The following is a 13102-nucleotide window of genomic DNA, read 5'->3' as shown; positions in this document are numbered from 1 at the left end:
CTCACGCCAGGCGCCGCACGAGGAGGGCGCCGGCCAGCGCGCAGCCGGCGCCGAGCAGGTAGACCGCGCCGTAGCCGAAGCGGCCCGCCACGATGCCGGCGGCCGGGCCGGCAAGGCCGTAGGCGATGTCGAGGAAGGCGACGAAGGCGCCCATCGCGCTGCCGCGGTTGGCGGGCGGCACGCGCTTCAGCGCTTCCACGCCGAGGGCCGGGAACACGAGCGCGCAGCCGAGGCCCGTGACGAGGGCGCCCGCCAACGCCGCCGCCTCGGTCGGCGCCTGCCACAGCATGACCTGGCCGGCGGCTTCCACGGCGAGCGACCACAGGGCCACGCGGTAGCCGCCCATGCGGTCCGGCAGGTGGCCGAGGACGAGGCGCACGGCGATGAAGCCGATGCCGAACGCGGTCATCACGAGCCCCGCGTGACCCCAGCCGCGCAGCGCGAAGTACAGCGACGCGAATGCCGTCAAACCCGCGATGCCGGCACCGGACAGCATCAGGCCCGCGCCCTCGCGCCAGATCTGGCCCAGCACGCGGTGGAACGGCAGCCGGGGCCCGGCCGCCATTGCGTACGGCTGCGCAGCGAGTGCGATGGCGCCGCCCAGCAGCGGCGACAGCACGCACGCCAGCATCGTGGCGCCCGCACCGGAGCGCGTAAACAGCGCCATGCCGGCCGGCGCGCCGACGGCCAGCGCGGCGAAGATGGCGATCCCGGTCCACGACATCGACATGCCGGCGCGCTGCGGCCCGACCGACGCGATCGACCACGCCACGCACCCCGTGACGAACTGGCTTTCGCCGAACCCCGCGGCCAGGCGGCCCACGACGAGGATGGTCAGGCTGGCGCCGGCGGAGAGGCCGGGCAAGGTCGCGACGACGTACAGCAGCCCGCCGAGCGCCCACCACAGCGCGCCCTGCAGCGCGGCGCGGCGGCCGCCGTGCACGTCGGCGACGCGGCCGGCGTAGCCGCGCGTGGCCACCGTCGCGAGGAACTGGATGCCGATGGCCAGCCCGACGACGGCGCTGCCGAAGCCGAGACTGTCGTGGATGAACAGGGGCACGACGGGCAGCGGCAGGCCGACGGCCAGGCAGCCGCAGAACAGCGCGGCGATGACGGCCGGCGCCGGACGGTCGCGGCAGGCCGACGGCATTGACAACGTTTCAGCGGCCGACATGCATGCCTCCCGCGGCCAGCAGATGGTCGCGCGACGCCGTGACGTCGGCGGCGAGGCGGTCGAGGTCGACGCCGAGCAGGGTGCCGTTGCGCTTGCGCAGCCGGCCCGCGACCATCACCGTGTCCACGTCCGCCCGCTCGACCGCCTGCACGATCGTGCCGACGGCATGCGTCACCGGGAACACGGCGGCGCCGTGCGTGCGCACCATGATGATGTCGGCCTGCTTGCCCGGCGCCAGCGTGCCGGTGACGCCTTCCAGGCCGGCGGCGCGGGCGCCGTTGACCGTCGCCGCTTCCAGCACGGCGCGCACCGTGATCGGGGCCGGCACGTCCTGCTCGCCCCGGAAGCGGCGGTTGCGCATGGCGGCGCGCTGCTGGTGGAACAGGGCGTGCATCTCACCGAACATGTCGCTGCCGAAGGCGGTATCGAGGTCGATGCCGAGCGCCGGCGCCAGGCCGTGGTCGACCGCGCGCTGGTACGCGAAGCTGTCGTCGTCGAAGCCGAACAGCGCGTCCGAGCGCGGATTCACGGTGACGTTGACGCCGGCGTCCGCGAGCCGGCGCCACGTCGTTTCCGGCAGCCGCGTGCAGTGGTTGAAGATGTTGTGCGGGCCGAGGATGCCGGGTTCGGAAAACTCGGGGCCGAGCGTGGCGAGGTCGCCGATGAACTCCGTCAGGATGCGCATGTCGAGGCGGCGCGCGGCCTGCCACCATTCGAGATTGAACTGGCCGAACAGGCCCACGCGTACGAGGCTGTCATCGCCGTTCCACGTGCGCGCGAGGCGTTCCAGGTCGCCCGGCAGGTGGGCGGAGGATGCGCCCCTGTCCATCGCCGGACCGACCATGTGCAGCGCGCGGATGCCGCTCGCGGCGAGTGCGTCGAGGGCGGCGTCCGTGTGGTCCGGGCTGCGCGAACCGTGGCAGGCGTCGACGATCGTCGTGATGCCGGCGTCCAGCGACGCGATGGCCGTCAGGTGCGTGGACAGGTACATGTCGCGCGGGCGGTAGTGCCGGCCCAGCGTCTCGGCGACGACGCCGATGTAGGCGAACAGGTCGTCCACGTCCGGCATCAGCCGGCGCAGGGCGCCCAGCCACGCATGGTGGTGCGCGTCGACGAGGCCGGGCAGCACGATGCAGCCGGTGGCGTCGATGATCTCGGCGTCGCCGGCCGGCAGCGCGGGCGCGATGGCGGCGATGCGGTCGCCGTCGACGAGCACGTCGCCGGTCGCGAGGTCGGGGACGGTGGCATCCATCGTCACGATGGTGCCGTGTTTGAAGAGGATGGGGCGGGTCATGTCGGGCTCCTTGATCGGGCCGCGCGGGGTGCGCGGCATCCACGACAAGATAGGGCGCCATCGATTTTTGATTAAGATGGTGGCATGCAAATCATTTATGACGAAATTCAAAGGTGAGCCATGGATGGGAGATTGCTGGCGGAGATGAGCGTGCTGGCGGCCGTCGTCGAGACGGGCAGTTTTACGCGCGCGGCGGAGGTGCTGGGGTTGTCGGCGTCGGGCGTGAGCCGCTCGGTGGCGCGGCTGGAGGCGAAGATCGGCGTGCGGCTGCTGGAGCGGACGACGCGCGCGCTGCGCCTGACGGGCGAGGGCACGCGCCTGTACGAACTGGCGGCGCCGCACCTGTCGGGCATCGAGGAAGCGGCGGACGCGGTCGCGGGCGCGGCGGCACAGGTGCGCGGCGTGCTGCGCGTCAGCCTGAATCCGCTGTTCGTGCGCTACGTGCTGGCGCCCCGCCTGCCCGAATTCCTCGCGCGCCATCCGGAACTGGAAATCAGGATGGTGCCGGTGCCGGATGCGGCCGACCTGGTGGCGGAAGGCGTCGACGTCGCCGTGCGCTTCGGGCCGCAGCCGGCATCGAGCATGTCGTCGCGGCTGCTGCTGAACACGCGCGTGTTGACGGTGGCGGCGCCCGCCTACCTGAAGCGCCACGGCCGGCCGAAGGTCCCGCAGGACCTGGCGGGACACGAGTGTCTCCAGTACATCAACCCGCAGGACGGGCGCGTGTTCGACTGGGAGTTCCATCGCGGGAAGGAGGTGCTCGTCGTCGAGACGCGCGGCCGGCTGACGCTGACGGACGGCGACGCCCTCGTGCGCGCGTGCGTGGCCGGCGCGGGCGTCGCGCAGATGCTGGCGCTGGGCTTCGAATCCCTGATCACGGGCGGCGCCCTCGTCGACCTGTTCCCGGACTGGCCGGACGAGCGATTTCCCCTGTACGCGATCCGGCCGTCGCGGCGCCTGCCGCCGGCGGCCGTGGAAGCCTTCCTCGATTTCTGCACGGAGATCTGCCGCGGCCACGCGTGACTGTTGCGTAGCGGGCAACACGGTGCGCCCGCCCGCATGGCTTCTGGCCCGCGGTCTTCGTCTCTACGATGCATCCATGCCCGACCCCCGGGCCTCTTCCAGGAGACCATGATGCTTACCGTAGATTCCCCATTGCGCCCCGCCAGCCACGGGCCCGAAGAACTGGTGCCGTCCCGTTACGCGCTGAAGGTCGGTGACATCGACGTGATGGTGGTCAGCGACGGCGTGCTGCCGCTGCCCGCGACGACGATGGCCACGAACGCCGATCCGGCCGACCTGGCGGACTGGCTCGATCACATGTTCCTGCCGCCCGATAAATTCGACTGGCCGCTGAACGTGCTCGTCGTGCGCAGCGGCGACCAGACCATCCTCGTCGACGCCGGGGTGGGCACGCAGTTCCCGGGCTTCCCGCGCGCCGGCCAGTTCCCGGCGCGGCTGGAGGCCATCGGCATCGATCTCGCGTCCGTGACGGACATCGTGATCACGCACATGCACATGGATCACGTGGGCGGACTGCTGGCGCCCGGCGTAAAGGAGAGACTGCGTCCGGACGTGCGCATCCACGTGACCGACGCCGAAGTGAAGTTCTGGGCGTCGCCCGATTTCTCGCTGACGGTCATGCCGGAAGCGGTGCCGCCCGTGCTGCGCTCGACCGCCGCGCGCTTCCTGGCCGAATACCGCGACCGGCTGCTGGTCTTCAAGGAGCGCCGCGAGGTCGCGCCGGGCGTGGTGGCCCGCCGCACCGGCGGCCACACGCCCGGTCATTGCGTGGTCGACCTGGCGTCCGGCGGCAAGCGATTGATGTTCGCCGGCGACGCCGTCTTCCCCGTCAACTTCGAGCATCCCGGCTGGCAGAACGGTTTCGAACACGATCCGGAAGAAGCGGCCAAGGTGCGCGACCGCCTGTTCCGCGAGCTGATGATTGATGGCGGACTGCTGGTCGCGGCGCACCTGCCGTTCCCGTCCATCGGGCGGGTGATGGCGGATGGCGACGCGTACCGCTACGTGCCGGTGTTCTGGGATTACTGACGCTGCGTTCAGTCGCGGTCGGGCGCGCCCAGCGGGAACAACGGACGGTAGGACCGCGCCTCGTCCACCGCGCGGGCAAACGACGGCCGCGCCAGCAGGCGCGCGCGGTAGGCGCGCAGCGTCGGGTAGTGCGGCCCGATCGGATGCGTCCAGTCCGCGTAGAACAGCGCGGGCGCGGCGGCGCAATCCGCGAGCGAGAACGTGTCGCCCGCCGCCCAGGTGCGCCCGGCCAGGTAGCCTTCGAGCCATTCGTAGGCGAGTTCCAGCTTTTCCGTCGCCGTCGCGACGGCGTCCGCGCGTTTGGCCGCATCGCCCGTCAGCGCGCCGTTCACCGCGTGCTGGACCATGTTCATCACGTGCAGGTCGAAGAAGCGGTCCATGAAGCGCACGTCCAGCGCCGCGAGCGGATCGTCCGGCAGCAGGCGCACGGGCCCCGGATGCGTCAGGTGCAGGTATTCGATGATGATGCTCGTCTCGACGACGTTGCGCGCGCCGTCGACGAGGAGCGGGAATTTGCGCAGCGGCCAACGCTGCAGCCATTGCGCCGCGTGCTGCGGCGTGTCCGGCCCGAGGCAGCGGAACTCGAAAGGCGTGTCGTTCTCGTACAGCGCGACGAGCACTTTTTGCGTGTACGACGAGAAGGGATGACCGTAGAGTGCGAGCGTCATGGAAGTTCTCAGCCGTTGCCCACGGCGCAGGGCATCCCGGGTTGGCGGGACTGTTCGGGGGGTGTCCAGTATCCCGGTGTGCTAACTTGTCGTCAATACCAATGTGTGACGCGGCAGGGACAACATGACGGACTGGAAGCCGATGACGGAATTCGAGTTATGGGACAAGATCATGGAGGCCGAGGGCCGGATGAGCCCTCGCGTGTTCCGCTTGTGGGAGGCCATCCGGATCGTCCCCGAGAAGTGGCGCGAAGCGGCGTTTGGCGATCCCGGCGGGGGATTCTGGGTCGTGGCGATCATCGGTCGCAAGGCGCTCTGGTACAACGATATCGAAGACGGTTTCAATTGCTCGTCGTATTACGTGGTCGGGACGCTTGCGGAATACTGGTGCAACCAGGACGGACTCGAAGTCGCCGTCCAGAACCTGTTGTCGACGCTAGACGCCGGAGTCGATCCGGCCCTGCGGCTCGGCCTGCCCGTTACCGGTCCCTACCTGCCGGAGTGACGACACGTGGTAAAGCGTGAACTTGTGACGTCATCCTTTCAGTATCATGAAGGATTACATTACCGGTTTCATGCATGAATCGCCTGATAAACAGCCTGCCGTTGTTGCTTGCCGCACTGGCTTGTTCGTCGGCGTCGTCAGCTTGCGCAAGGACCTGGTCGGCAGGCGGGTGACGGTCGAGGTGGCGATCGAGCGGAATGCCGGCCGTATTGGCGGACCAGGCGACGGTGAGCGGATTCCTTTCGTTAAACACATCAAGTTGTTGAAATAAGAGGCCGTATGGATCATCAAGAATGGACGCCCGTTACCCACGCATCCTGCGACGACGTCCCGGGCCCCTTCTACCACGGCACCAGAATCCGTTTCCAGCCGGGCGACGTGTTAATCCCGGGCCACGCCTCCAATTTCGAGGAAGGCCGCGTCTCCAACAACGTGTATTTCAGCGCCTCCATGGAGGCCGCGATCTGGGGTGCGGAACTGGCGACGGCGCTCGGCGGCGCCGAGGGGCGGGGGCATGTCTATATCGTCGAACCCACGGGGACGTTCGAGGACGATCCCAACCTGACGAATAAACGCTTTCCCGGTAATCCCACGCGCTCGTACCGCACGCGGATGCCGCTCAGGATCGTCGGGGAGGTGGCGGATTGGCAGGGGCACCCGCCGGAGGTGATCCGGCAGATGCTCGACCACCTGGAAGAATTGCGGCGCGCTGGGCGTGCCGTGATCGAAGACTGATCAGTCGCGCGGGCGCTTCTTCGCGCGGCGCGCCGCCAGCAGCGCGGCCACGCCGGCACCGGCCAGCCACAGCGTGCCCGGTTCCGGCACGTCGCCGTGCGGTTTGGTCGGGCTTTTGCCTGGATTTTTGCCCGGATCGTTGGGTTGGCCAGGCTGATCCGTCGGCAGCAGCGTGCCGGGGATCGTCGGGTTTTTCGTGCCCGGATCGGTGTTCGGTTGCGTGTCGCCGCCGCTGGGCGTCGTTCCGTCCGGTGTCGTTCCACCCGTCGTGCCGCCAGGCGTCTTGCCCGGATCGCCGCCACCGCCGGAACCGCCGGCGCCCGTGTCGGTCGGGATGCCGCCGTTGCCCGTGCCGCTGTCGGTACCGGTCGGCGTAGTGTCGCTCGACACCTTGGCCAGCGATACCGGCAAGGTGCCGCCATCCCAGATCGGGCCCATGCCGGCACCCTGGATGCCGTTCGGGCCGAAGCTGGTGCGCGTGGGGCCCGTGCCGCCGGCCTGCGCCGTCTCGCCGTTACCGAAGGTCTGCAACTGGTAGCCGTGGCCGGCGGGATTCGTTTCGGTCGCGTAGCCGACCTGTTCCATCATGCCTTCGTCTTGCTGGGCCTCTTCCACGGACGAATCGAGTTCTTCCTCGCTCGGGCCCTTGGCTTCGACGGGCAGCTGGGGCACGTCGGAAATGCGGTTGCCGCAGCGCGTACGGATCTCGTTCTGGCCGTCGGACAGCAGCGTTTCGCCTTTGGCCAGCTGGAGTCTCTTCGCCGTCCAGAACACCTTGTCGCCCTTGCGGTACGAGACGTACACGGCGCGCGGCTTGTCGACGGTCCTGACGGTGGTCTTGCTTGCCTCGAACGCCGCGTAATGCGCCGCCACGACCTGGTCCACGGCGACGGCATGCGTGAGCTCCTTGCGGTCGAGGACGCCGCCGGGCACGATCGAATACGGATAGACGCGGCGCGTCTTCTTCGTCTCCACCTGGGCCGCGGTGCGCAGCACGGCCGGCGCCGTCGTCGTGGCTGCAGCCGGCGCATGCGCCTGCGCGGACACCGTCGGCGCCGTGGACTCGTGCATCGCGTACGCGTACAGCGCGGCGCACGCCGCCACGCCCAGCACGCCGACAGCGGCCAGGCGCTGCTTCAGACGCGACCCCTTTCTGCTTCGGCGAATGTAGGCGCTGCGGTAATCCATACGAGGTTAGCGAGAGTGATAGTAGGAGATCTCCTACAGAGTATCATCTTTCCTCGTATCAAATCTACATTATTCTAGAGAAATTCTATTTGCATAGTGTAAATAACGACAGTTGCCCTTCAGCGTTCGACGAGCGCCAGCACGGCCGTGATGTTGTCGCGGCTGCCATGCGCCTTGGCGAGGGCGATCAGCTCGGCGCAGCAGTGCTCCAGCGCTTGCGCATGCGCGCCGGCCAACGCCCGCTCGATGGCGGCGTGCGGCGTGTTGCCGTACAAGCCGTCGCTGCACAGCAGGTACAGGTCGCCGGGATGGGGCGTACATGCCTTGACGTCGGGCGTGATCGCGGCCGTGGGGCCGATCGCCTGCAGCAGCAGGTTACGCGGCGGGAAGTCGCCGGAGACGCCCGCTTCCAGCGCCTGCTGGTACATCGTCTGGTCGCGCGTGAGCACGGCCAGTTCGCCGTCGCGGTAGCGGTACAGGCGGCTGTCGCCGACGTGGAAGATGACGAGCGGGCCGCCCGGCAGGCTTTGCCAGAAGCCCGTCAGTGTGGTGCCCATGCCGCTGCCTTCGCCGCGGCCGCCTTGCACATTCGCGCCGTACACGCGCGCATTGGCGGCATCGACGGCTTCGTGCACGGCCACGACGGCGGGCATGTGCTCGTCCTGCCAGGTCGCGTCCGGGTCGGCCGCATCGCCGGGCGAGGATTTTTTCGGGTCGGCGGCCGCGAGCGCCTCGCGCACGGTCTCCAGGGCCAGGCAGGCTGCGATTTCGCCGCCGTCGTGGCCGCCCATGCCGTCGGCGACGGCCACCAGGCGAAGCGCGGGATCGATGAGGAAGTTGTCTTCATTGGACTGGCGCACGAGACCGACGTCGGTCAGTCCGTACGCGCAGCCGAAGGCGAGGCGGTGGTAGATGCTCGGGGTTAGCTGCTTCCAGGTGCTCATCGAACGCGGTGGATATCAATACAGGTGCGGCATGCTAGCACGCTGCCCTGGAGGGTTGGCGATTTTCACGGCAGCCGCAGGACGCCGCTGACCGTGAAGCGGATCTCGCCCGGCCTGTCGCCCGGCGCCGTCTCGATGCGCAGGTCGGACAGGCCCTCGCGGTGGCTCCCTGCGACGAGCGCCGCGACGGTGTCGACGAGCCTGTCCGCACGCTCGGGCGGCAACGCCGCGGGTGCCGTGGCCGGGCCGAAGTACTGGTCGAGCAGCGCCGCGAAATCGCGCCGCGTCGTCACGCAGAACACGGGGCGGGATTGCGGAAACAGCGTGGCGACGGCATTGTCCGCCCTGACTTTGTCCGGGTCGATGCAGACGACGTACAGCGCATGCTCGTTGCGCTCCACCGGCAGCCACTGGCGTACTTCGGCGGCCGCGCGGTCCATGTCGTCGAGGAGTTCCGCCGGCACGCGCCGTCCGGGGTGGAAGGCGAGATAGGGCACGGCGAAATGGTCCGCGAGGGCGCGCCCGACGACGGGCAGTTTCACCTTGAAGTCATCGAGCAGCACGTCCTCGACGTCGCGGCCCTGCGCGCGCGCCTGTTCCACCGCCTGCTCGACCTGTTCGCGTCCCAGCGCGCGCGACCCCAATGCGCCGACGAAGCCCGTGCGTTCGCGCCTGGCTTCCTGCCGGCGCTGGGCGAACGCAATGGCGAGCGTGTCGCACAGGTAGCGCGCGCCTTCGACGATCGTGCTGTCGAACGGACCGCCGCGCAGGTTGTTGATCAGCTGGAGGACGCCAATGACTTCGCTGTCGTGCATGATCGGGACGACCAGCATCTGCGTCGTGCGGTAGCCCGTGCGCCGGTCGACGCCCTGCTGGAAGCGCAGGTCGGCCGCGTAGCGCTGCAGTTCGGCGGCATCGTAGACGTCGTTCAGGTTGAGCAGCCGGCGCGCCAGCGCGGCGTAGCCGGCCACGCTCTGCGCGGAGATCGGCAGGCGCAGCTGGCGGAACGACGCCATCCCCGTCTTGATCTTGGAGACGAGGCTCGCCTTGTCCTCGCCGACCGTATAGATCGTCAGGCGGTCCGCGCCGAACAGCGTGCAGATGCCTTCGGACAGGTCGAGCATGATCTCGTCGACGTTGCGCGTGGCGTGGATGCGCGTCGTGAGCTGCTGCAGGTGGCGGAAGAAGTCGCCGTTCGCCACGATCGTGGAATCATTCATGGCCGCGTCATGGGCGCGAGGCGCGTCGCGTCAACGTCGCCAATACGGGTCTCGTCGTCATCTTCCTGCACGTGGCGCACGATGTCGGCAGGGGAGCGCGGCGTGACCGTATCGAGCGGCCGCCATGGGGAAGAGGCGAGCGTGTCGCCGTCGAGCGCACGGCGCAGATCGTCGCGGAACGCTTCGGCGCTGGGATAGCGATGTTCCGGGCGCTTGGCGAGGGCGCGCAGCACGACGCGGTCGAAGGCCGGGCCGAGCAGGGGATTCAGCAGGGTCGGCGGCACGGGGTGGTCGTGCAGGATCTTCTGCTGCACGGCGAACATGCCGGCGCCGCGGAACGGCCGTTCGTTGGTGAGAAACTGGTACAGGATGATCCCGACGGCGAAGATGTCCGACTGCGGGCCGACGGCCTGGCCCGTGATCTGTTCTGGCGCCATGAAGCTGGGCGTGCCGACCATCTCCGCGCCGTCCGCATCCTGTACGGCCGCGTTCAGCGCGGCCATGTGGGCGACGCCGAAGTCCGTCAGTTTCACGGAGAGGTCGTGGCTCAGCATCACGTTGGCCGGCTTGATGTCGCGGTGGATCACGCCGTTGCGGTGCGCGTAGCCGAGGGCGTCGAGCAGCTCGCACGTCATGCGCACGGCATCCTCGAGCGTGAACTCGAGGTGGAAGTCCTGGGTCATGTCGAAATAGGCCGCCAGCTCTTCGCCGCGCACCAGTTCCATCACCATGTAGGCGACGCCGTCTTCCTCGCCGAAATCGTACAGGCCGACGATGTGCGGATGGTTCAGCCGCGCCACGGCCTGCGCCTCGCGGATGAAGCGGGCCGAATAGGACGCGTGCAGCTCCGGATCGGCATCGCAGGCGGTGGAGATGACCTTGATCGCGACGCTGCGGTCCAGGCGCGGATCGAGGCCTTCGTAGACCTCGCCCATTGCGCCGCGTCCGAGCACGCGCACGATCCGGTATCTGCCTAACTGCGTCGGTTGGTTCATGGGCGCAAGTGTAAATCAAATTGGTTTGCAGACAATGAAAATCGGCGCCACAGGTTTATACTTGATGTATGAACGACACCCGCTGCACCTGGGCCAACATGGCCAACCCACGCTACATCGCTTATCACGACCATGAGTGGGGCGTACCCTGCCACGACGAGACGACGCTGTTCGAAATGCTGAACCTCGAAGGCGCGCAGGCCGGACTGTCGTGGGAAACGATCCTGAACAAACGCGACAACTACCGCCTCGCCTTCGACGGCTGGGACGCGGACAAGATCGCCCGCTACGACGATGCCAAGGTCGCGGAACTGCTGGCGAATCCCGGCATCGTGCGCAACCGCCTGAAGGTCGCGGCCGCCATCAACAATGCGCAAGCTTACCTGCGCCTGCGCGAACAGGGCGTGAGCCTCGACGACTACCTGTGGGCCTTCGTGGACGGCAAGCCCATCGTCAACGACTGGCCGGACGGCGCGCGGCCGGCCCGTACCGAGCTGTCCGACCGCATCTCGAAAGACCTGGCCAGGCGCGGCTTCAAGTTCGTCGGCTCGACCATCGTGTATGCCTACATGCAGGGCATCGGCATGGTCGACGATCACGACCGCGCCTGCCTGTGCCGCCGCCGGAGGTGATGTCATGGACTATCGCGCCTGCTGGTGCACCCGGGCCCGCTATACCGTCTTCGATTCGCATTACGGCGACGGCGCCGCGGTCCGCGTCCTGACGGACGTCTGGCGCACCGATCCGCACCGTTCTCCCAATCTTCACATTATCGCCCTGTGCGACCACCTGCTGCCGGGCTTCCACCGCATGCCGCAGGCGGAGCCGGGCGTCACGCTGGACCTGATCAGCGCACCGCTGGCGGACGCGCTGGCCCAGCTGACGGCGCGCGTCGACATGTTCCGCCTGCACGACATCGAACGCGCAGGCACGGACTTCGCGCGCCACGTCGCGCGCGTGGCCGCGCAGGACGCCTGCCTGCAGGCGCAAGGCCTCACGCAAGACCAGGCCGCCGCGTTGACGGCGCAAGGCTTTGTATTCGACGCGGACGGCCGCCATGCCCGTTTCGCCAGCCGCAAACCGCGTCCGCCCGCACCGCCGGCGCCCGAACGCCGCGCCATCGTGCTCGGTGCCGGCATCGCCGGTTCCGCCGCGGCCGAGCGCCTGTGCGCGCGCGGCTGGCAGGTGACGGTCGTCGACCGCCAGCCGCAGCCCGCGATGGAAGCGTCGGGCAACCGCGCCGGCATCTTCATGCCGCTGCTGTCGAAGGACGACAACGTGCCCACGCGCCTGACGCGCGCCGCCTACCTGTACGCGCTGCGCCACTGGGAGCGCCTGGGCGGCATCGGCCGCGCGATCGAGGGCGACAAGTGCGGCGTGCTGCAGTTGGCGCGCGACGCCGGCCACGCGGACGTGCAGCGCGCCATCGCCGCCGATACATCGCTGCCGCCCGATTTCGCCGAGTGGCTGGAACGTCCCGAGGCGGAAGCGCTGCTCGGCGGCCTGCCGGCGCGGGACGGCGGCTGGCTGTTCCGCGGCGCCGGCTGGGCGCGGCCCGGCAGCGTGTGCGCGGCGATGCTGGATGCGTGCGGCGGGCGCCTGGAACGCAAACTCGGCGTGGGCGACGTGCGCATCGAACGCGACGGCGAGCAGTGGCACCTGACGAACGAACACGGCGTCGTGGTGGCGCGGGCGCCGAACCTGATCCTGGCCAACGGCGCCGGCGCCGCGCAGGTGCCACAGGCCGCGCCGCTGCCATTGACGATGCTGCGCGGGCAGGTGTCGCACGTGCCGGCCGACATGGTGCCGAAACTGCCCGTCGTGTTGTGCCGCGAGGCGTATCTGACGCCGCCGTCCGGGGGCGTGTGCAGCGCGGGCGCGACCTATGACGCCGATCCGAATCCCGCGCTGTCGCCCGCGAGCCACGCGGAAAACCTGGAGCGCCTGCGCGGCCTGTTGTCGGATCCCCATGCGGCGGAGGATGCGCCGCTGGCGGGGCGCGTGGGCTTTCGCTGCGTGGCGCCGGACCGCCTGCCGCTCGTCGGCCGCCTGCCGGATTTCGACGCCGCCGGCACCACCGAGCGCCTGCGCGACGTGCCGCGCCATCCGGGGCTGTATGGACTGCTCGGCTATGCGTCGCGCGGCCTGATCTGGGCCGGTTTTGCGGCCGAGCTGTTGGCCGCCCAGATCGAAGGCGAGCCGCTGCCATTGGAGTCCAGCCTGGTCGACGCCCTCGATCCGGCCCGCTTCGTGTTGCGCGCACGCCGCGCCCCGCGGGGTCCGCAGCCAGAAAATTGATTTCTTTCGGGCAACCGAAAGTTTCAAAG

The 13102-nt window shown here is 69.0% G+C and carries 14 protein-coding genes; 7 read left to right on the top strand and 7 right to left on the bottom strand.

Annotated features, from left to right (window positions below; all coding sequences use genetic code 11):
- Nucleotide 1: 1 nt before the first annotated feature.
- Nucleotides 2–1174, bottom strand: a complete 1173-nt coding sequence (locus QPK29_RS06515) for an arabinose transporter (protein ID WP_160406587.1) — start codon at nucleotides 1172–1174, stop codon at nucleotides 2–4.
- On the bottom strand, nucleotides 1161–2468 hold the full coding sequence (locus QPK29_RS06510) for an amidohydrolase family protein (protein ID WP_371770543.1): 1308 nt from the start codon (nucleotides 2466–2468) through the stop codon (nucleotides 1161–1163). The genes QPK29_RS06515 and QPK29_RS06510 overlap by 14 nt, the downstream gene beginning before the upstream one ends.
- A gap of 120 nt (nucleotides 2469–2588) precedes the next feature.
- Here QPK29_RS06510 and QPK29_RS06505 point away from each other — a divergent pair, with 120 nt between their 5' ends.
- Nucleotides 2589–3491 (top strand): LysR family transcriptional regulator, encoded by a 903-nt coding sequence (locus tag QPK29_RS06505; protein WP_371770542.1) that lies wholly within the window; start codon nucleotides 2589–2591, stop codon nucleotides 3489–3491.
- Between the two features lie 111 nt (nucleotides 3492–3602).
- Nucleotides 3603–4520, top strand: a complete 918-nt coding sequence (locus tag QPK29_RS06500; RefSeq protein ID WP_160407362.1) for an MBL fold metallo-hydrolase — start codon at nucleotides 3603–3605, stop codon at nucleotides 4518–4520.
- 8 nt (nucleotides 4521–4528) lie between these two features.
- Here QPK29_RS06500 and QPK29_RS06495 read toward each other — a convergent pair whose 3' ends face one another.
- A complete protein-coding gene (locus tag QPK29_RS06495; protein ID WP_371770541.1) occupies nucleotides 4529–5188 on the bottom strand; it encodes a glutathione S-transferase family protein in 660 nt (219 codons plus the stop codon).
- Nucleotides 5189–5312: 124 nt separating this feature from the next.
- On the opposite strand from QPK29_RS06495, the gene QPK29_RS06490 reads away from it, so the two are divergent.
- The 3 genes from QPK29_RS06490 to arr are packed head-to-tail and all read left to right on the top strand — an operon-like array spanning nucleotide 5313 to nucleotide 6428.
- Nucleotides 5313–5693 (top strand): hypothetical protein, encoded by a 381-nt coding sequence (locus QPK29_RS06490; protein WP_202114280.1) that lies wholly within the window; start codon nucleotides 5313–5315, stop codon nucleotides 5691–5693.
- Nucleotides 5694–5739: 46 nt separating this feature from the next.
- Nucleotides 5740–5964: a hypothetical protein gene (locus QPK29_RS06485; protein ID WP_160406578.1), complete on the top strand. Its 225-nt coding sequence runs from the start codon at nucleotides 5740–5742 to the stop codon at nucleotides 5962–5964.
- An 8-nt stretch (nucleotides 5965–5972) separates the two neighbouring features.
- Complete coding sequence (gene arr, locus QPK29_RS06480; RefSeq protein ID WP_160406575.1) at nucleotides 5973–6428, top strand: NAD(+)--rifampin ADP-ribosyltransferase; 456 nt, start codon at nucleotides 5973–5975, stop codon at nucleotides 6426–6428.
- On the opposite strand, the gene QPK29_RS06475 is transcribed toward arr, so the two are convergent.
- The 4 genes from QPK29_RS06475 to QPK29_RS06460 form a co-directional block, all read right to left on the bottom strand.
- The gene (locus tag QPK29_RS06475) at nucleotides 6429–7616 is read right to left on the bottom strand and encodes a PEP-CTERM sorting domain-containing protein (protein WP_371770540.1); all 1188 of its coding nucleotides are present in this window, start codon (nucleotides 7614–7616) and stop codon (nucleotides 6429–6431) included. It lies immediately after the preceding gene.
- Nucleotides 7617–7735: 119 nt separating this feature from the next.
- Entirely contained in the window at nucleotides 7736–8560 is an 825-nt protein-coding gene (locus tag QPK29_RS06470; protein ID WP_371770539.1) for a PP2C family protein-serine/threonine phosphatase, read from the bottom strand.
- Between the two features lie 65 nt (nucleotides 8561–8625).
- Nucleotides 8626–9780, bottom strand: a complete 1155-nt coding sequence (locus QPK29_RS06465; protein WP_371770538.1) for a GAF domain-containing protein — start codon at nucleotides 9778–9780, stop codon at nucleotides 8626–8628.
- A complete protein-coding gene (locus QPK29_RS06460) occupies nucleotides 9777–10775 on the bottom strand; it encodes a serine/threonine-protein kinase (RefSeq protein WP_371770537.1) in 999 nt (332 codons plus the stop codon). Before QPK29_RS06460 ends, QPK29_RS06465 begins: the two co-directional genes overlap by 4 nt.
- Nucleotides 10776–10843: 68 nt before the next feature.
- Between QPK29_RS06460 and QPK29_RS06455 the strand changes: the two genes are divergently transcribed.
- Nucleotides 10844–11407 carry a DNA-3-methyladenine glycosylase I gene (locus QPK29_RS06455; protein ID WP_371770536.1) on the top strand — a complete coding sequence of 188 codons (564 nt, stop codon included), beginning with the start codon at nucleotides 10844–10846 and terminating at the stop codon, nucleotides 11405–11407.
- Nucleotides 11408–11411: 4 nt separating this feature from the next.
- The gene (gene mnmC, locus QPK29_RS06450; protein ID WP_371770535.1) at nucleotides 11412–13073 is read left to right on the top strand and encodes an FAD-dependent 5-carboxymethylaminomethyl-2-thiouridine(34) oxidoreductase MnmC; all 1662 of its coding nucleotides are present in this window, start codon (nucleotides 11412–11414) and stop codon (nucleotides 13071–13073) included.
- Nucleotides 13074–13102 lie beyond the last annotated feature (29 nt).

This window comes from Massilia orientalis, assembly GCF_030411975.2.
In the GTDB taxonomy this organism is placed as follows: Bacteria; Pseudomonadota; Gammaproteobacteria; order Burkholderiales; family Burkholderiaceae_D; genus Telluria; species Telluria orientalis.
This window is presented reverse-complemented; position numbering and strand designations above follow the sequence as displayed.